The organism is Nostoc sp. 'Lobaria pulmonaria (5183) cyanobiont' (assembly GCF_002949795.1).
Lineage (GTDB): Bacteria > Cyanobacteriota > Cyanobacteriia > Cyanobacteriales > Nostocaceae > Nostoc.
In genome coordinates this window covers 4,373,374-4,392,391 of record NZ_CP026692.1, presented here as the reverse complement: position 1 = coordinate 4,392,391, position 19,018 = coordinate 4,373,374, and the positions used below count along the sequence as shown (strand labels likewise).

At 40.7% G+C, this 19,018-nt stretch carries 14 protein-coding genes; 7 read left to right on the top strand and 7 right to left on the bottom strand.

Features of this window, described 5'->3' with window-relative positions; all coding sequences use genetic code 11:
* Positions 1 to 71: 71 nt before the first annotated feature.
* A complete protein-coding gene (locus NLP_RS35830) occupies positions 72 to 500 on the top strand; it encodes a pentapeptide repeat-containing protein (RefSeq protein ID WP_325034768.1) in 429 nt (142 codons plus the stop codon).
* Between the two features lie 310 nt (positions 501 to 810).
* Here the strand turns inward: NLP_RS35830 and NLP_RS19295 are convergent, their stop codons facing one another.
* On the bottom strand, positions 811 to 1,092 hold the full coding sequence (locus NLP_RS19295; protein ID WP_104907799.1) for a hypothetical protein: 282 nt from the start codon (positions 1,090 to 1,092) through the stop codon (positions 811 to 813).
* Positions 1,093 to 1,118: 26 nt separating this feature from the next.
* On the opposite strand from NLP_RS19295, the gene NLP_RS19290 reads away from it, so the two are divergent.
* Positions 1,119 to 1,460: a XisI protein gene (locus NLP_RS19290; RefSeq protein ID WP_104907798.1), complete on the top strand. Its 342-nt coding sequence runs from the start codon at positions 1,119 to 1,121 to the stop codon at positions 1,458 to 1,460.
* A 73-nt stretch (positions 1,461 to 1,533) separates the two neighbouring features.
* Here NLP_RS19290 and NLP_RS19285 read toward each other — a convergent pair whose 3' ends face one another.
* The 4 genes from NLP_RS19285 to NLP_RS19275 all read right to left on the bottom strand — a co-directional run bounded on the left by NLP_RS19285 (position 1,534) and on the right by NLP_RS19275 (position 8,124).
* The gene (locus tag NLP_RS19285; protein ID WP_104907797.1) at positions 1,534 to 3,030 is read right to left on the bottom strand and encodes an aldehyde dehydrogenase family protein; all 1,497 of its coding nucleotides are present in this window, start codon (positions 3,028 to 3,030) and stop codon (positions 1,534 to 1,536) included.
* A gap of 405 nt (positions 3,031 to 3,435) precedes the next feature.
* A complete protein-coding gene (locus tag NLP_RS33335; protein ID WP_158680462.1) occupies positions 3,436 to 3,585 on the bottom strand; it encodes a hypothetical protein in 150 nt (49 codons plus the stop codon).
* Between the two features lie 56 nt (positions 3,586 to 3,641).
* Positions 3,642 to 4,364: a cyclase family protein gene (locus NLP_RS19280; RefSeq protein WP_104907796.1), complete on the bottom strand. Its 723-nt coding sequence runs from the start codon at positions 4,362 to 4,364 to the stop codon at positions 3,642 to 3,644.
* Positions 4,365 to 4,740: 376 nt separating this feature from the next.
* Positions 4,741 to 8,124 carry a PAS domain S-box protein gene (locus NLP_RS19275; RefSeq protein WP_234016984.1) on the bottom strand — a complete coding sequence of 1,128 codons (3,384 nt, stop codon included), beginning with the start codon at positions 8,122 to 8,124 and terminating at the stop codon, positions 4,741 to 4,743.
* A gap of 915 nt (positions 8,125 to 9,039) precedes the next feature.
* Here NLP_RS19275 and NLP_RS19270 point away from each other — a divergent pair.
* The 5 genes from NLP_RS19270 (at position 9,040) to NLP_RS19255 (ending at position 17,196) form a co-directional block, all read left to right on the top strand.
* A complete protein-coding gene (locus NLP_RS19270) occupies positions 9,040 to 11,589 on the top strand; it encodes a proteasome protein (RefSeq protein WP_104907795.1) in 2,550 nt (849 codons plus the stop codon).
* 31 nt (positions 11,590 to 11,620) lie between these two features.
* Positions 11,621 to 12,457: an Rpn family recombination-promoting nuclease/putative transposase gene (locus tag NLP_RS19265; protein ID WP_104907794.1), complete on the top strand. Its 837-nt coding sequence runs from the start codon at positions 11,621 to 11,623 to the stop codon at positions 12,455 to 12,457.
* A 56-nt stretch (positions 12,458 to 12,513) separates the two neighbouring features.
* Complete coding sequence (locus tag NLP_RS35590) at positions 12,514 to 12,639, top strand: hypothetical protein (protein ID WP_267894877.1); 126 nt, start codon at positions 12,514 to 12,516, stop codon at positions 12,637 to 12,639.
* Between the two features lie 360 nt (positions 12,640 to 12,999).
* Positions 13,000 to 15,975 carry a molecular chaperone gene (locus NLP_RS19260; RefSeq protein WP_234016983.1) on the top strand — a complete coding sequence of 992 codons (2,976 nt, stop codon included), beginning with the start codon at positions 13,000 to 13,002 and terminating at the stop codon, positions 15,973 to 15,975.
* Positions 15,976 to 16,104: 129 nt separating this feature from the next.
* Positions 16,105 to 17,196 carry a hypothetical protein gene (locus tag NLP_RS19255; RefSeq protein WP_104907793.1) on the top strand — a complete coding sequence of 364 codons (1,092 nt, stop codon included), beginning with the start codon at positions 16,105 to 16,107 and terminating at the stop codon, positions 17,194 to 17,196.
* A 102-nt stretch (positions 17,197 to 17,298) separates the two neighbouring features.
* Here the strand turns inward: NLP_RS19255 and NLP_RS19250 are convergent, their stop codons facing one another.
* Positions 17,299 to 17,478: a high light inducible protein gene (locus NLP_RS19250; RefSeq protein WP_104907792.1), complete on the bottom strand. Its 180-nt coding sequence runs from the start codon at positions 17,476 to 17,478 to the stop codon at positions 17,299 to 17,301.
* Between the two features lie 246 nt (positions 17,479 to 17,724).
* Positions 17,725 to 18,750: a transposase gene (locus tag NLP_RS19245; RefSeq protein ID WP_199784651.1), complete on the bottom strand. Its 1,026-nt coding sequence runs from the start codon at positions 18,748 to 18,750 to the stop codon at positions 17,725 to 17,727.
* Between the last annotated feature and the right edge of the window lie 268 nt (positions 18,751 to 19,018).

The window sequence follows — 19,018 nt, the reverse complement described above, 5'->3', positions numbered from 1 at the left end:
GACAAAAGCGGAATAATAGCTTGCAGTCTATTGGTTTTTCCTTAATTCCTTCGTTAATTTTCCTAATATCTGTGACTCCAAGAGTTCTGAAACAGACTGAGATAAATCTACTTTGGCAGAATCTAGATAGTGCTAAGGGTAAAGAGTATAGTCTGGCAAGAATTCAAGCACTTGAAAAGCTAGTAAAAGCTGGTGAAAGTCTAGCTAGTAGAGATTTCAGGAATACCGACCTCAGCAGTGCCAAACTCAGGGGTGCCGACCTCAGGGGTGCCGACCTCAGCGGTGCCAAACTCAGGAATACCGACCTCAGGAATACCGACCTCAGCAGTGCCAAACTCAGCGGTGCCGACCTCAGCGGTGCCGACCTCAGCGGTGCCGACCTCAGGTACGCCAAAAACCCTACTCCTGAGCAAGTTAAATCTGCTAATAGTTGGAAGGAGGCAGAATATGACGAGGATTTTCGTACCAAGCTCGGTTTACCACCAGAATTAGCTAAGTGAATACTTTGGGGTTGCATTTTTACTTCTAACCAATCCTGCAATGCAACTTTTTGCAACCTTTTTATACATTATTATTCCACTAAAAGTAGTTGTTTTGCGGTCTTCTTTGTGTCTATGGGCAAAACAAAAAGATTTATTTGTCAGAGCGAGTAAAGCTCACAAGACTTAGAGATTACTTTGCTGGTAATGAGTTTTTATAATTAAGCGATCGCACCAAACAAAGAGGAACCCTGCATCTAGTCTGAAAAAATGGTGTTCAAGAGCGATCGCTCTTTTCAGAGATTGCTTTGCTTGCAATGAGTTTTTATAATTAAGCGATCGCAACGAACCCTGAAGCCACTTCCGTCAACCCTGAAGCCACTCTTGCCAACCCTGAAGTCACTTTTGCCAACCCTGAAGTCACTCCCGTCAACCCTGAAGTCACTCTTGCCAACCCTGAAGTCACTTTTGCCAACCCTGAAGTCACTTTTGCCAACCCTGGAGTCACTAACGTCAACTCTGAAGCTACTTCCGTCAACCCTGAAGTCACTAACGTCAACTCTGAAGCCACTACCGTCAACCCTGGAGTCACTAACGTCAACTCTGAAGTCACTAACGCGAACTCTGCATCTAAGTGAAATGGATAAGTTAACTCAATATCAAAATACGATCAAGCAAATATTAACAGAGTATCAAAGAATATCTTCACAAGTTACTGTTGTTGATGTAGATGAAGTGTTAATGTTTGATGATGAAAGAAGTCAATATTTGTGGTTCAATATTGGTTGGAAACAAGGGAAAAGAGTTAAAGGAATTTCTGTCTATATTCGCATTAAAAATGAAAAAATTTACATTGAAGAAGATTTGACTGAAGAAGGAATAGCAACTGAGTTAATGCGTTTAAATGTTCCTGCAAGTGATATTGTCTTGGCTTTTCAGCCTCCAGAAGTGAGGAAATATACTGAGTTTGCAACGGTTTAAAGCAGCAGAGCAGATTCAAATTTAAGGAGGGTTAGGGATAATCAAGCCTTAACCCAAGTGCATTTGCAAATAATTAACTACGATTATCTATCTGAGCGCGTTGCAAACTTCCAGAGAAGTCAACATAGACGCTTTTCCATTCTGTGAAAACATCCAAAGCAGTAGTTCCAGCTTCACGGTGTCCGTTACCGGTTTGTTTCACACCACCAAAGGGCAAGTGTACCTCTGCGCCAATAGTCGGGCCGTTGATATAGGTGATACCTGCTTCGATATCGCGCATGGCAGTAAAAGCCCGATTGATATCGCGGGTGTAAACTGAAGAAGAAAGACCATAATTGCTATCGTTGAGAATTGCGATCGCATCCTCAAAGGAGCTAACCTCAATTAATGCTACTACTGGCCCAAATATCTCTTCACGAGCAACCCGCATATCAGGAGTTACATCATCCAAAATAGTTGGTTGAAAAAAGTAACCGTTTTTCAGTGAGCCTTCACTAGCAATTTCTCCACCAATTAAAACCTTTGCTCCTTCCTCACGAGCGATATCCAAATACTTGCTCACCTGTTGGAGTTGCTTTTCATTGACTATCGGCCCAATATCTGTATTTGGGTCAGTGCCAGCACCCAAGCGTAACTTAGTGGTACGCTCATAAAGCATAGCGGTGAATTTTTCTTTGATATCACGATGCAAAATCAGCCGACTGGTAGCCGTACACCGTTGCCCAGTTGTGCCAAATGCTCCCCACACTGCACCATCGAGAGCAAGTTCTAAATCGGCATCTTCCATCACCACTTGAGCGTTTTTACCACCCATTTCCAAACAGACACGCTTGTGAGTGCGTCCGCAAGTCGCGCCGACAAAAGCACCTGTTTCTGAAGAACCGGTAAACGATACTAAATCTATATTAGGATGCTCAACTAAAGCTTTCCCCGCCTCTTCTCCCACACCATGCACTAAGTTAATTACTCCTGGTGGTAAACCTGCTTGTTGAAAAATTTCAATCAATTTAGTTGCACAGGCGGAGGTATCTTCGGCAGGTTTGAGAATAACTGTATTGCCACAAACCAAGGCTGGCATAGCTTTCCAGCAAGGAATTGCTACCGGGAAATTCCAGGGAGTAATTAAGGCACAGACTCCGATGGGCATCCGCACAGTCATGGCAAATTTATTGGACATTTCCGAGGGTGTGGTTTGCCCAAATAGTCGCCGTCCTTCGCCAGCACTGTAAAAGGCGCAGTCAATACCTTCTTGGACATCTCCCCTGGCTTCCGTCAAGGGTTTACCCATTTCCCGACTGATTAATTGGGCAAGTTCTTCTTTATGCTGGAGTAATATTTCCCCAACGCGAAAGATGTATTCTGCCCTTGCTGGGGCCGGGACTGTGCGCCAACTGCGGTAGGCTTGACGGGCGGCGGCTACCGCTATATCTACATCCTGAACTTGAGAACGGGGAAATGTGGCAACAACTTCGGTTTTGTCAGCAGGGTTGCGACTTTCTAGGGTTGCTTCCTCTCCAGCACTCAACCATTGGCCATCTATATAATTGCGGCAAGATAGCGGAGTTATCATTTTGAAAATTTCCGATGATCCACTGAAACTTGTGTATTAAGTTTGCTTGCTTTCTAGTTTGGCGTCAAGGCTCTGTTTTTTAGGCGTAAACGTTGTCAGCCTTTCTTAAAGTAGAACGTACACTGCCAAACTCATCTTGTTAAAGAAAGTGACTAGCGGATCTCACAAATCTTACGAGCTTCGTCCAATAGACCTCTTGCACTAATACAAAACTAGCCCTTATCCCCAACCCCTTCTGCCAATTTTGGGAGAAGGGGAGACAATTTCAAAGTCCCTCTCCCAAGCTTGGGAGAGGGATTTAGGGTGAGGGCTTTTGATTCATGCAAGAAGTCTAATGTTTCTTTTGCATCCCAAGCTGCGACTTATTTTACATCTGCAACACATTATTACTAATCTAGTTTGAGGCTAATTGACTAATCTACCAACAGTGACACGCTGCCCTGTGAAGGTGAACCGAAACGGCTCACCTTCACCTACAGGCTCGTTTTCATCTAAAGGATTTTTAGTTAAATCGAAAGTACGAACTTCAAATGTTCCTTCCACTGTCTGAGTCATACGATTAAATCTCAAACGATAACGCTTACACAGGTTCCACAGGTTCCATATAAAAATTAAGGCACTAACGCCAATACCCCCACAGGAGAACCAGAACCACCACGTAACCTTAGAACTGCGATCGCTAGAGTAGTACCTTTAGGTGGCAGTTGATCCAAATTTGTCAGATTCTCTAACACAATGCGCGGTTGTTCTAAAACTAGGCGGTTAATCGTAAAACTGTTATCCTGTCCGGGATCTACACCATGAGTATCAATTCCTACCCCAACTATTTGCCGTTCATCGAGTAAAAATTGAGTTGCATCGCTGCCAAATCCAGGAAAGTGGGGAATCCCTTGACCATCATGATTGAGGAATGCACTTTTATCCAACCACTTTTTTTGCCAACCAGTATTTAATATAACTACGCAGCCACCAGAAATTTCACCGTATTCTGCTTCCCAAGCCAAAACATCAGCAATAGTCAGCGCATAATCAGGATTAACTGCTGTGGCTTGGCAAATATTTATGACCACCGCAGGTACAACTAAAGACTGGGCTGGGTATTGGTCAATTCCCACAGCATAACTATGAAAACTATTAGGAGCGTTGATATGGGTAGCACTATGTTCCCCCAAAGAGAAACGCCGCAGGTAATAGCCATCATTATTTAGTTCAGCCACAGTTTCAAATTCTACTATGGGATCTCCAGACCATTGGGGAATATCTACGTCAATTACATGACTTAGATGGATAACGCGTGTGTAGGTGATACTATTTTGACTTTGGGGTTGTATCATCCCAGCCTTCTATTTTATTTGTACTCAGTGATTTTTTATAAAATACGTAGGTGCAGATAGTTGTGTACATCCTCTGGGTTGGGCTACGCCGAAGCAAAGCTAGTACTACCATTACAACGTTTTCTAAACCTAATTCCCTATACTATAAGAAATAATCCCCCCAATTCCTGTAAGTTTTAGGTTATTGAGGGGGTTCAAATGTTGCAGCAAAAAGTGAGTTGATCTTAGTTAACAACTATTAGGTTAATTTTTGATTAAGCTTAGATTAAGATTAGATATCTCCAGAAATTAAATATGTGTTATCCAGAACCCCTGTAGAGATGTAGCAGTGCTACATCTCTACATTTTTTTCACTCATATCTCTATTGTGTGATATCTACTTTGAGGGTTTTTGCTTTAGTGGAATCATCACAACAAACTCGGCACCTTCTCCTGGTTCTGAAATACACTGGATTTTTCCACCGTGTTTTTGGACTATAATTTGGTAGCTAATTGATAATCCCATACCCGTGCCTTTACCCACAGGTTTTGTCGTGAAGAAAGGGTCAAATAAGCGTTTGCGTACTTCCTCACTCATGCCTGGGCCATTGTCAGCAATTCTAATGATTACATGGTCTTCTTGAATGAGGCTGCGAATGCGAATTTGTGGAAAAGTCATTTGTCTTTGTTCGCGCAGCATCTCCTTTGGGAGAAGTTCTGATCGCCGGAAGCCTCCGCTCAGACTTCTCTGTTGGTCATTTGTCCTTTGTTCAGTTTTGTTTACTAATGACAAATGACTATTGACAAATGACTCTTCCAAGACATCGATCGCATTTGTCAATAGATTCATAAACACTTGATTCATCTGTCCAGCGTCACAGACTACTGGTGGTAGGTCGCCGTAGTCTCGGATTACTTGGATTTCAGGATGTCCTGGTTTGGCTTTTAGGCGATTTTGCAATAGCAGCAAAGTGCTATCCATACCTTCATGAATATCCACTGCCTTTGTACCGTCTTCATCAAGGCGAGAAAAATTGCGTAAAGATAGGACAATCTGGCGAATGCGTTCGGCTCCCATCTTCATAGACTCCAGGATTTTGGGTAAATCTTGCTTGAGAAAGTCTAAATCAATGGTATTGATTTGTTGATCAATCTCAGGTATTGGTGGGTAGTAGTTTTGTTGATAAAGTTCTACTAAGTGCAGCAAATCCTTAGTATATTCACGGGCGTGGCTAATGTTGCCGTAGATGAAATTAACGGGATTATTGATTTCGTGGGCAATACCTGCAACTAATTGTCCTAAACTGGACATTTTTTCAGTTTGAATCAGTTGCGCTTGGGTTTGTTGAAGTTCTAGCAGTGCTGCTTCTAGTTGCTGGGCTTTGTCTTGGGCAGTTTGGGCAGTGATGCGACTTTGGGTGTAAAGTTTAGCTTGGTCAATAGCGATCGCTAGTTGAACTGTAACTGCTTGTAGTAACTCTACTTCGTTGTTCAGCCAAGGACGAAAGCCACTACAATAACCACAGCTAAATGCACCAATTTCGCCAGATTGGGTGTGTACAGGCAGCGACATAAAGGCAGTGAAACCAAAATCCTGCAAAAACTGCCGGGCTATGGAATCGTCTACAGTCTCAGGATCATCAATGCGGATGATTTCTCCGTTTAAGGTTTTGGCTGCGATTAGTTCGATTTCTCCATTAGTTACTTCTTGTTGATTAAGCAGACAGGGTAAAAAGGAACTTTTCGTTTCATATACTTTTTCCCAGTAGGGTACATCAGCGTCTTGCCGATACCAAAAGAAGACACAGCGATCGATCTGGAATAAGTTATGAATCTCCTGCACTGCGGTTTCCACAATGTGATTGAGATCCAAAGAAGCTCGAATCTGATTAGAAAGACGATTGAGTAGTGCTTCTCGCTGAACACTTTCTCTGAGTGCAATTTCTGCTTGTTTGCGCTTGATGCCAATGGCAATCTCTTGGGCAGCAAATTCCAATGCTGTGAAAGCTGATTCTGTCAGTGTTTGGCGGGCAAACATGGCTATCACCCCTACAGTTTCATCTTCAACAATTAAGGGATAGCCCGCGAAGGCGACCATACCCTCTCGCTGTGCCCACTCTTTGTTACCAACGCGGGGATCTGTCTGCACAGAATTAGTTAAATGGGGTTTGCCTTCTTCGGCAATCAAACCAATTTTGAATTGACCGACTGGCACAGATTTATGGGGCCCATTGATATGGGTGTACATCCCAGAACTGACTTGCAATTCCAATACGTTGTCTTGTTTGTTCAGCGTCCAGATGCGAGCAAAAGCTGCATCAATATGTTCAACTAAAGCCTCAGTGCAGCGGCGCATCATGTTCTGTAAGCTGTCACTCTGGGTCAACGCCGCGTCTACATCGGCACGAAAATTTGCTAAACGCGCTCGTTCTGCTAGAGCGACTTCTGCTTCTTTACGGTCAGTGGTGTCATAGCAAATACCAACGAAGTATAAAACATTGCCATTAGCGTCTTTAATCGCAGATGAGTTGCTTGTATGCCATCGCCAACTACCATTTTTGTGTTTGACTCGATATTCAATTGCCTCTTGTTTCTTGCCTGTTGTCAAAATTCTTTGGAAATAATCGGCACAGATATGCACATCATCAGGATGTATAAAGGGAATAAAGGATTTGCCTTCAACCTCTGCAACCTCATGCCCAAAAATCTCAGTCCAGTTAGGAGAAATGTAGGAAAATATCCCTTCAAGTGTTAGCGAAAAAATAACGTTGTTGGCATTTTCTACAATGCTGCGAAACTTGGCATCACTTTCTATTAAGGCTGCTTGGATGTTGTCGCTGGTGTCGCGGATCAGAACTATGATTTGCTGGTCTGGTAATGGTAATAATCTAGCTTCAAAATTATTATTTTTTTCTAAGATCGGTAAGGTATATTCAAAACTGACTTCATATTGAATTTCAAGTACTTGATTTATTGCTTGATGGAAGCGATCGCCTACAGCAGTCGGTAAGCATTCTCGTAAACTCTTGCCCTGACAATCTCCTGGTAGAATATCCAGACTCGGCATCTTCCCTGGATTGTAATCCAGAATACTTCCATCAACATCAAGACGAAAGTACAAATCAGGAAGCACTTGCAAAATCGTTGCAAATTCTGATGTTTTTTGGCGTAACTGTGCTTCAACTGCTTGGCGTTTGGTAATTTCAGCTTGCAGTTGCTCTAATGCTTTTGCTAATTCTGTTGCCCGCTCTCTACCTGTAATTTTACGTAAGCGAGGAGAGGAATTTATCGATGGCGAACAGCTTTCTGTTAGGGAAGGTTGACTTATCTCTATCGGCACTTCTGTTAGATCGATACAATAACCGATGTAACCGACAAAGCTACCATCTGCTGCAAATCGTGGCGCGGCTGTATCTAAAATCCAGCGATATTCACCATCAGCTCGACGCAGGCGATATTGTCTCTGGAAGGAATCATGCGTCGCAAATGCTCTTAGGTATATATCTTCGCCTCGCTGTCTATCTTCTGGATGGACGCTGCTAGTCCAAATATTGCCTATTTCCTCTTCTTGTGCAGATGCAGATGCGGCTGTTGTTAAGTGTGTTCCAGTAAATTTCAGCCAATTAGAATTGAAGTAACAGTAAAGTGCATTGTATCCAGACATCCAAATCATCAGAGGAGCAATATCCGCCTGCTGACAAAATACTTTTTCATCCTGTTGTATTTCTTCCTCTTCAACTATGATTTGGTTAACGTAGCTATGCACCTTTTTAGAAAACACTTTTGCCTGCCTGCTCTGCCTAAATTATAAAAGTAACTTGCTGAAAATATAATTCTTAATACATGGATATAATCTTGTTTATGCCAACCTGCTAACGATCTTAATACTTTATTTATTTTTATATATGCAGCAATTCCTCTTTTAGTGTAAATAAATTGAAAAAATGCTGAAGTTATCATTAAGATTAACTCCAACATTTTTTGTGAAATTTAAACTATCTAGATATCAGTCATCTTGTTTGACTTTGTTTCTTTTTGGAATCACTGAGAAATTCATTTTAGCTATGTAATTGCATTCCTTAAAAACCTGATTTAGGTTTACGTAAACTATATGATTCTCTACAAGGCGTTTACATCTTTATCATAAATTCACAATAATCAAGATTTTCATCCCAAATAAATATTGATTTTTTATCAAGAAGAATTCAGCATGAATTAGAATCTGGCTGATGGATCTAACTTGCTTAAAATCAGGGGTATAAAAGAGTTTGAGCGCCACATCTGTATTAAGCAGTTTCCAACCAATTAGTGGTATAAAAGCCAACTTTATTTATTTTTAATCCTGGATGATGATGGATGTATTCTTTTTTATTGTTTCCAACAAAACCCAATTTATTCAAATTGTCTTGACTAGTCAAAATGCCTTATATAGCAATAATCCTATCTGAGTTATGAGAAATCTAGGTGATGACGAACTGTCTTCTATAGGAGATACTAAGTGTACGCGCAGCATCTCATATAAAAGTACGCCAAAAAGAGAACAAATCTCACCAATGATTTAGGATTGCAATAACAAAATCGCAAATTAAATGAGAGAAATGCTAAATGTGATATCAACACGTTGCAACAATGGCTGATAATCGCATTTTATATGTTATAAAGCTCACAGAAATTAATGTTAGGCGGAAACTACTTTATGGAACCAGATAAACTGGGCCGTTTTAAGGAGTACGGCGAATTCATCCTCCGAAAGATAGATTCTGTGCCCCACTACCCTTCTAAACAAGAAGATTGGGTTCCAGCTAGTCTTGATGACTGTCTTCTTCGTTTGCGCTCGGCTGCCCAGAAAACTGTAGACCTGGCAACTTCGCCTGTCAAAATTGGTGTAATGGGGGAATTTAGTAGTGGAAAAACCTTACTTTTAGGCAGTCTAATTGGATATGCAGATGCTTTGCCAGTCAGTGAAAACCCCACTACAGGTAATGTTACCGCCATACATATTCTCCCACAAAACGAGTTTGTAACTACTCAGTTAAGTAATTTTACGGTCAATTATCTTTCTCATGAAGGAGTACATGAGTGTCTACGCTTCATGCTGGGGGAAGCCAATAAACGAACAACAGCAGCAGGGCTTCCTCCTATACCAGTATCGAAACTCAATTCTGGCACAGATATTATTAGCTGGTGTGAAGAAGCATGGAATAGCAGTAACAATTTAGAGCTACGTTATTTACTGAGGGAGTTGGTACTATTCCTACGGGCTTATCAAGCTTATGGGGAAGTTATGTGTGGTGGGCACTACCAGATTGATGCTACCACCGCTCGTGAGGGATTACAGCTAGTCGAACAGCCAATGGCAATCCAAACTCTGAAATTTGAGGATTTACCTCCAGCGCATATCCGATTACCAAGTCCACCCCAGCGGCTACCAACAAAGTTATTGCAAAACAGTTTCCCACTGATCCGCCGCGTAGATATCGATGTAAAAATCTCACGGGAAATTTGGGATTTTGCAGATGCAGCTAAATTTATTCTCATCGACTTTCCGGGATTGGGGGCTGCTAATTCGGGGGCTAGAGATACCTTTTTGTCACTGCAAGAATTGGCAGAAGTACAGACAATTTTGGTATTGCTAAATGGTAAATCTCCTGGAAGCGATCGCGCCAATAAAATCTTCACCATGATGCAGCAGCAGCGACCGGGACAAGACCTGAAAGATTTAATTCTCGTCGGTGTGGGTCGTTTCGATCAACTACCTCTAGATAGCGAGGGTGGCGAAAGAGAACTTGACCAATTGATTGAAGATAGCTCATATTTGCAGGAAGAAACGGTTCTTCAAAAACTCAAAGTTCTGCAAACTACCATTGATGGTGCACAAGCGTTTACAACCCAAAAAGACCGCATCGTTTTACTGTCGCCACTGTTGGGATTGGCTGAATTAGCAAAACGTTCTAGTAGCGTGAAAGCCGGTTCACCAGAGTTTTTGGCTAACTTAGACTATCCTGATTACCTAGATCGGTCTAAACGGCTACAAGATAAATGGGAGCTATTAAGTAAACATCTGCTAGAATCTGATACCCGTAGCTATTTGGGCAGACAGTTGGGTTACTTTGTTCAAGATGGGGGACTTAGTAAGCTGCGGGAAGTGATTCAAACTCACGTAGCTACTCATGGTTTGAAGCAACTGCATGAAGATACCAAAAGAGCTGCTGATGTGGTGAGTCAGCAACAAGATCACTTAAAAGACATTATAGATGAAATTCACGAGCAAGGTATCCCCACAGGCGATAGTCCCGCTTTTATCGAATTGCGTTTTGTGGTCGAAAGCTTAGATAAAATCTACAGAAATTTTCAAAAAGATATCGGGAAAGAACCACTCAAAGACCGACGCGGTGTTGTTGTCAGCGATGTAGTTAAAGACGAACTCACCTTTAGAATCCTTAATTGGAACCAGTGGACTTTACTCTTCAACAAAGCCAATAATGGAGCGATCGCTCTGGCAGAATCTAAAGGTGCAGCTGGAAAATTATTCGATCGAGGAAACCGCGTAAATACTTCCCTTCCAACTAAGAGTGATGATTTTTATCCAGTATTTGAGAAAACCGTTAAAGAAGTAGAAGATTTTGCCCGCGATCGCATTCAGCAAGCAGTAGTAGATTTATTGAACCAATTATCAAATTATATCGCCCCAGAACGCGAACAATTGCAGGCATTTTTCCACCCAGAAATGGAACAAGAAATCGAAGAAAAATTTGGTTTTGAAGATGCCGATCTATTTTACAAATTATTATTAGGATGCGACCCTAACGAATGGAAAGAAGCAATTATCTCGGAAATTACTAGTAAAGACAAAACTGTTGCACCTGAAATTATTTTTCCTTTAGCACGTCAAGACGAAAAACACAACGTTGGTCAAATATTTGATTGGGCACCAGAGAAAAGCCAAGGCTTACCCAGATCGACTAATCACCAACTTTTAGTACTGCGACTGCGAGATGAAATTACTGCTAGCGCCAGTCTCCATCTTGTGCAGTATGTTAGTGAAGTTAATCAGCAAATTAATTCCGAACTAAAAGGCATTTTGGATCAAATTATTCCTAGTCTGCAAAACCTTTCAAAAAAAGAAACGTTGCTAAGATATTTGGCAGCTGGAGAATTGCCATCTGAGATCCAAATTCCTACTTGGTTGCAAATTATTTCAGAAATCGCCGCAGTTTCTCACTCAGATGATTTTGATTTGAGATGACGCGATCGCGTAGAGATATGAGGATGTATTTGTGAGACGTGATGCGATTTTTTATACAATTTTCAAGCGTGTCCCAGGATTGTTTTTCGAGTTAGTAGAACAGCCACCAACAGAAGCTGCTAGTTATCGCTTTGAATCAGTTGAAGTTAAAGAACCAACATTTCGGATTGATGGGGTATTTTTACCTCCACCGGATGCAACATCTCAGACGATCTTTTTTGCTGAGGTACAATTCCAAAGAGATGAGTTACTGTACCATCGCTTTTTCTCCGAATCCATGCTGTATATGTATCGTAATCCGTTGCTTTACGATGACTGGTACGGGGTAATTATTTTACAATCTCGCAGCTTGGAACCAGAAAACACCACTATTCATAGATCGTTACTGAATAGTTCCCAAGTACAACGGATTTATTTAGATGAGTTAGGTAGTCCTGATGAGCAAAAAGTAGGTATCAGTTTGATGCAGTTGACTATTGCCTCAGAGACTCAAATGGTTCAAGAAGCGAAACGTTTAATTGAGCGGGTGCAACTAGAACAGATAACTGTCTTGGCTAAGAAGGAGATAATAGATGTAATCACAACAATCGCAGTTTATAAATTTGCAAACTTAAGTCGTGAAGAGGTAGAGGCAATGTTAGGAGTTAAGTTAGAAGAAACTAGGGTTTATCAAGAAGCTAAACAAGAGGGATTAGAACTAGGACTACAACAAGGGCTACAACAAGGGCTACAGCAAGGACTACAACAAGGACGAGAACTAGCAAAACTTGAACTTGTACCTCAGTTATTAGCTAGTGGTATGTCGATGGGAGATGTTGCCCAATTACTTAATTTAACCATAGAACAAATAAGGCTTGCAGCTGAGTAATCACAACAATTACTGATTATAAATTTGCAAACTTAAATAGTGAAGAGGTAGAGGCGATGTTTGAAATTAAGTTACAAGAAACTAGGGTTTATCAAGAAGCTAAAGAAGAAGGACTAAAACAAGCACTAGAAGAAATACGAGAAAAAGGACGAGAACAAGCAAAACTTGAACTTATACCTTGATTCTTAGCTTATGGTATTTCTATAGAAGAGGTTGCCCAGTAACTTGATTTAACTATCAAACAAGTCGAACAAGTAAGACTTGCAACTGAGCAAGAATCTTTAACATCAACTCAATAACTACCGTAATTTTCATAGCGATGCCTAGTTTGGGCTATACCTACGTCCTTTCTATATAAAAGCGTAGGTATAGCCAGCCGTAGATATCGCACCAAATAAAAAAGCTAGTGCTAAAGAGAATCAGTGGTACAAGACCAAAGATGAAAAGTCTTTACCACAAGGATTCTCTAAATTTGTAATTTTATGATACAACATTACAGTTTTTAGCCAGCTGTAAGACAAACAATAGAAAGTGATACTATAATGAACCCTTTTCAACTCAACAAATATAGCGATCGAGAACCAAGTGAGAAACAACAAAAAAGATTTCCGGGATGGTTTGCTTTAGATTTTGGCACGTCGAACTCTACAGTTACACTCTTCGATCCAATTGAAGTACCGATCGCAGAAATTTTACCCAAAGAACAAGAAATGCGGTTGCGCGATCGCTTATCACAATGGTTAAGTTCTCCCGCCTCAGTCGCTTTACCAGATGTCAGCGCTGATGATTGGGAAAAGTTCATCGTAGAAATTAGCAAAAATCTGGAGATAGAACCAAGAAGATTGAGTGAAGTATTTGAAAGTGATAATAAAGAGCGATTTTTAGAAGCAATTCGCCAAATTGAACTTTCTTTAGGAAACAGCGAGAGATTCCGCCGGGCTGTCAGCAAAAAACTTTACCAAATTTATCATGAGGTGTTCCGCGTCCCTACCCTAGAGTCGCAAAATCTGATCCCAGTTGTGCTGGATATCGATCGCCGCGATACGGAAATTCCCAGCGAGTCGGAAATTTCCCACTTAGGGGATTTAAAACTGCGGATGGGAAGGGAAGCTAGAGATAACAGAAAAAAAGCGATCGCTCAAGGTACAAGCGGTTCTTTAAAGGAAATTATCAGCAGGTTTCACCATTCACCTAAACGCTATTTTGGTCAGGAGCGATCGTTTTCTATTATTTTGGATGGCGAAGAAGAAACAATTACCGCCAACCAACTGATCCAATCTGCTTGGGCGCATTTAATCGAGTTAACTGAAGACTACCGCCAACACGCACGACGCAGGTTTTCTGAAGGAGATTTTTTAACAGCAGTTGTCACCTACCCAACAGTCGCCCCACCAGTTGTTCGCAAGGAAGTTAGAGAATTGGTTGAGCAGTTAGGAATCGATGATGTGCAAACTGCTTATGATGAAGCCGTTTCTGTGGCAATATTCTTTTTATGGCGAGAATTTGGCGGTAATCTCAACATTGGGATTGAGTCATTCAAAACCCGTTGTCGCCAAGTAGGAAACAAATGGTCACAAAATGTCCTCGTCTTGGATATTGGCGGCGGAACCACAGACTTAGCTTTAATTGAACTGACTTTGGAAGACAAAACCCCAGCTTTTGCTGATTATGAAGAACGTGGTTTAGGAGGACGTTATTATAAACTTACCCCCAAACTCTTAGGTTCATCTGGTCATTTACAGTTAGGCGGGGAGTTAATTACACTGCGAATATTGAGATTATTAAAAGTTGCGATCGCAGACTTTTTGTTGACAGCAGTAACAATCGGCGATCTAGAAAACGAAAAGCTAGAAGATTTAATTAACTCAGAATTAAACGAGCGCTTTTTAGAACAAGGCAAATTTAAAACTGGCAGTCTTTTAAAATGTCTGGATAGAGAGAATCCAGAAGGCGATATTGCTTACAAAGATGCCCTAGATACTGCCGAGAAAGTATTGCCGACTCGTTGGCAACAAGCACCTCAACGTCTGCAATCTTTTTATATTCTCTGGGAACATGCAGAAGCAGCTAAACTTAAACTGGGGCAAAAGTCAACAGCAGATAATTCTCTATTAACCTTCACACTTTCTGAGCAGCAAATTTCCGAATTGCTCACCCAAAGCGCCATTAAATTGCAAGTCAAAGATCCAAATAACATCTGCGTCACCTTAGATAACCAGCAATTTGAACGAGCCGCCGCTTCGGGAATTAAAGAAGCGATCGGGATTGCCAAAGGATTAATGGAAAGTCGTTTGCGTCGCGATGATCTCACCAAAGATTCTTGGAATTCCCAAAAAGTTGATTGGTTAATTTTGTCTGGTAAAACTTGTAATTTAGACATAGTGCAGCGCCAAATTTATCAAGAATTTAGTAAGTCTCCATATTTTGTCTGGAATCCAGAACGGATTACCTTTGTGTTGGAATTTACCAAGCTAGCCACCTCCGCCGGTGCTTGCTATGCCGAAAAGCTACGAAGATTGAGATTCGATCCAGAAGAGTCTAAAAGCTTGCTGCGTAAGGGAGCCAACCAGCTAGAAATTGATGTTAAAAACCTGTTTTATTATTTACCCTGCAACTTCAAACGCAAAACCCAAAGCAACGATTTACTAACTATATTCAAAGCTGGACAAGAACTCTATCAACTCGCACCTGGGGAAACTGTTGCTAAAGTTCGTACTCACTGGCAAGGCATACAATTGACTAATATTATCTACCGTCAGGATTACGAAGAAGGAGATTTACGACTTTGGGGAAGCTTTGACGGTAAAAACCTGATGAATCAACTGGAAATACCAGAAGTAGAATTTCTGAAAAAAATCAAAGTCCAGTTTGAGATTGACCAAACCCTCGAATTTAACGTATTGCTTTGTCAAGGAAATCCCCATTATTTGATTGATATTTCTGGTATCGATTTAGAATCGGTAGTTTCAGAAACTTCAGCGCTATTTGCTGATGGTCAATTAAACTGGAATATTGCTGTAGAAGGCTTCAATAAAGATTTAAATGATGGTGATATTGCCGTTAATGTTATTGAGTCAGCAACTGTCGATCAACCAGATGCCTATCATCTTGTATTTGAAGTCGGAAATGATGGTAGTAAAACGTTTCATAAATTTCACTATTTACGCGATGGGGTGACGCAACCAGGAATTGGCTTAATTAGTAATCCTTTACCTCCCTTTCCGCAAACTGGACAGCACACTTTCTATGTTTATCAAACAGATGCTGAAACCAACAGCAAAAAATGGATACGAATTGGCGCACTCAGTAAACCAGATGTAACCACAGATTACCCTTGCCAATATCGTGTAACTCTCGACGATCGAGGTATTCTAAGGATGCACGCTGGCGAAGTGCCTTACTGGACATCACAAAATCAAGAATGCTTGATGCAAGAAGGATGCGTTTATCGTGCTGAATTAGAGTTGCAACCTAATGAAGTTGATAAAGAACGTGATCCCTTTTGCGGCATACATTAACTCTTGCATTAAACCTTTGCGTTTCTCTGCGTTGAAAAAATTAATATTTTTAAACAAAAAGTGGCGCAGAGGTTTGCCAAGCTTAATTTGCTACGAATCACATACAGGTAATATTTGGAAGTGATATTCATGCAGCACTTGCGTCAATTATTAGAGATAGAAAACTCAGAGTTAGCCCAATTACTGCGGTTTAGTTTGTATGGAATAAAGGCTACTTTAAATCAGGCTCGCACAGAATTACCACTAGATCCAGGATCTAAAATATGCGATCAGGTGCTGCAAGAACTTCATAGCCTGTTGCAACCTACACCGCCACAGCAAAATACTGGTTGGGAAGATGCGCTAGATGAGTTAAAACTAAGTCACCTCCGAGAAGCTTTCGATTCTGACTCAGAACTCAGTTATTATCTGGGTAATTCCCAACTGCAAAGCCAAACAGACTCAGATTTATGGAATGAAATTCAACGTAAACTGCTACGGGTACCAGAGGATTTAGCTGCAACTTGGCGATCGCGCACCTTAGATTTAGCTCAAGAGGTTGGTGCGATCGCAGATCATTCTAACCTCTTTCAGCTTCCCTTTATTCGTAATGAAATTATCTACCCCGGTCTTAGTGGTACTGTTCAAACTCAAGGATTGAGCTTGTATCAACAACCACTTTCAAATCATTTAGTTACTCAAGGGAATGCATCTGATTTACCAGCGGCATTCCTATTTTTATATATGAATTTTATCGAAATAGACCCAGATTTACATCATGCTTTAAAGAGCGTTTTTAGCTTCGATGTTATTTCCTTACACTCCAAACCAGAACAGCGCGATCAATATATTGATGCTTTAAGCGATCGCTTCCAACGCATTCAAAAAGCTGAGAAAAATACTGATACTCTGTCAATTCTGCGTGCCTGGATTGACATGGACGAAGCAATACATTCCCTAATCTTTGTACCACCTGCTGAACGCTATTCTTGGTGGGGAAAGCTACAACATGAATCACGGCGTATCCTGAAGAAAATCGCTGATGAAGCTATTAATGCAGGTAATGAAGTGCGAATTCGTCAATTATCGGGACTTTATGCAGATATCTGTGCTTTATCCAAGGATGACTTACAACTAGACTGTGGTGGTATTCCTGGCGAAGTCTTAACTTGTCTTCGAGTATATGCGCGAATTAATCAAGAAGAATCTCCAGGTCGTGTAATATTTCGTTCATCAAGGTAGTTGCTGGCAAGTTTTTTAATTCTTGAGATTACGAGGCAAAACAGACAATTTTACTAATCTCCGCCTTGCCTCATAATCTAATGAAGGTAAAAACGTTTAAATCTAAAGGATGCCCCAGAAGTGTAAAATCCCTTGACCAGAAAACACTTCAAGCGCAACAGCAGATAAAAAACCAATCATTGCAAAACGACCATTCCAGTTTTCGCTCTGAGGAGTGAAGCCCCAGCGCAAAGCATTAGGATCTTCTGAAACCGAAGGCGTAGTCTTCTTAACATTTGCCATAAATAATACTCTGAGCTTTTGTGTTGTAACAGTTATAACTGCCTGTCAAGTAATGTAACAGACTTTTACGAAAATGCAACATAAACTCAAGAGAAAATTTAGTTAGTGACTATATATTACGGTTACGTAGTTTCTTAATAGGTTTGCGCTCGCACCATTCAGCAGATTGGTACAGTAATTTTTGGAGAGTTGTTGCAATTTTTACCAACGTTGCCTGTATTTGCTAACCTAGTGCAAAGCCATTACTCATATCTTGCACCTGGAAATAGTAATGTCAATTCCATGACTAAGTGCTAAGGGCCGAAGCCGTTCAATGTCTAGTAGCAATAAAGACAAGACTAAATGAGGTAAAAAAGTAGATAGTGCAAGGAAAGCAGCTTGACCCCAGTCTAAAGAATCAGGGAAACAGGATGAAAGATACGTCCAATATGCTAATAAATAGGCAGTAATAGACAAGACTAACCAACGATAAATTCCTAAAAGAGTACCTTGTCCAAATCTATCTAAACCAAAGCGATATTTAGCAGTTTTAAACCAACCTTCAATTTTCCAACGGCGTTTACCCCACCAGGAAATAGTACTGGCTTTAAGAGGTTGTGTAGAGATAACATATCTTTTAACAAACTGACCATTATCGCGTTTGAAGTAATACCAAGAAAGAGTAACAGGGAAATCTAATCCAACAAGTCGGACTTGTTGTCCTCGACGATGTAGAAGTTTAACTGGATAACCATTAACCAACTTGCGATTACAACCAATACCAATAACAGCATGATATTTTAGTTTCCGAAGATTGTTGATAAAATCCTTAGTACCAAAAGCAGTATCAGCGAGAATTTTTACCCGAAATCGTTTGGTTAAATCTTTGGGTAAATGACGTACCATTCGTAATGCTATTTGAGACGGACTAGCCGTCCCTTTACCTCTCCAGACACGAAAATTCCAGGGTATACGCCATTGTCCAACTACCAAATATAAAACTACTATATGCAAGCCTCGTTTCCCGTTGTAAACGGTTATTAGATTTTTAAATGCTTTAAATTGACCACATTTCTCTAAAGTTGTCAGGTCAATTATTACTTGTAGAAACGCTTTTCTTCCCAATGGACAATGACTGTTAACTTGCTCAATTGCCTGTTGGCGAAGATGGCGAATTAGCTTGCGAGTAGGCCATTTATAGGTATTCAAAAATCTACTTAAAGCACTTTCAGATTTGGATTTACTGTAGTGTGGCAAAGGTTTTCCGTCTGCTGCTAGAAACAGCCCTAACATTGCTTCCAAGTTGTCTCATTGATAACGGCTAGGCATCAATGCCAGAATCGTATACATTAGGGTATGGGCGTGGGCAAGAATGGTTTCCATATTTCTTGCTGTTATTTATGTTATCTACGCCCTTTTCTCTCATTTTTTACGAACATATAAAAATATCTTTATGCAGATGACATTATTCCCATCTTTGTATATGTCATTTGTATATATTTTGATACTAAATGTAGTTTATTATACTAATGCAAAACGTAGAAGCTCAATTTTTAGATGT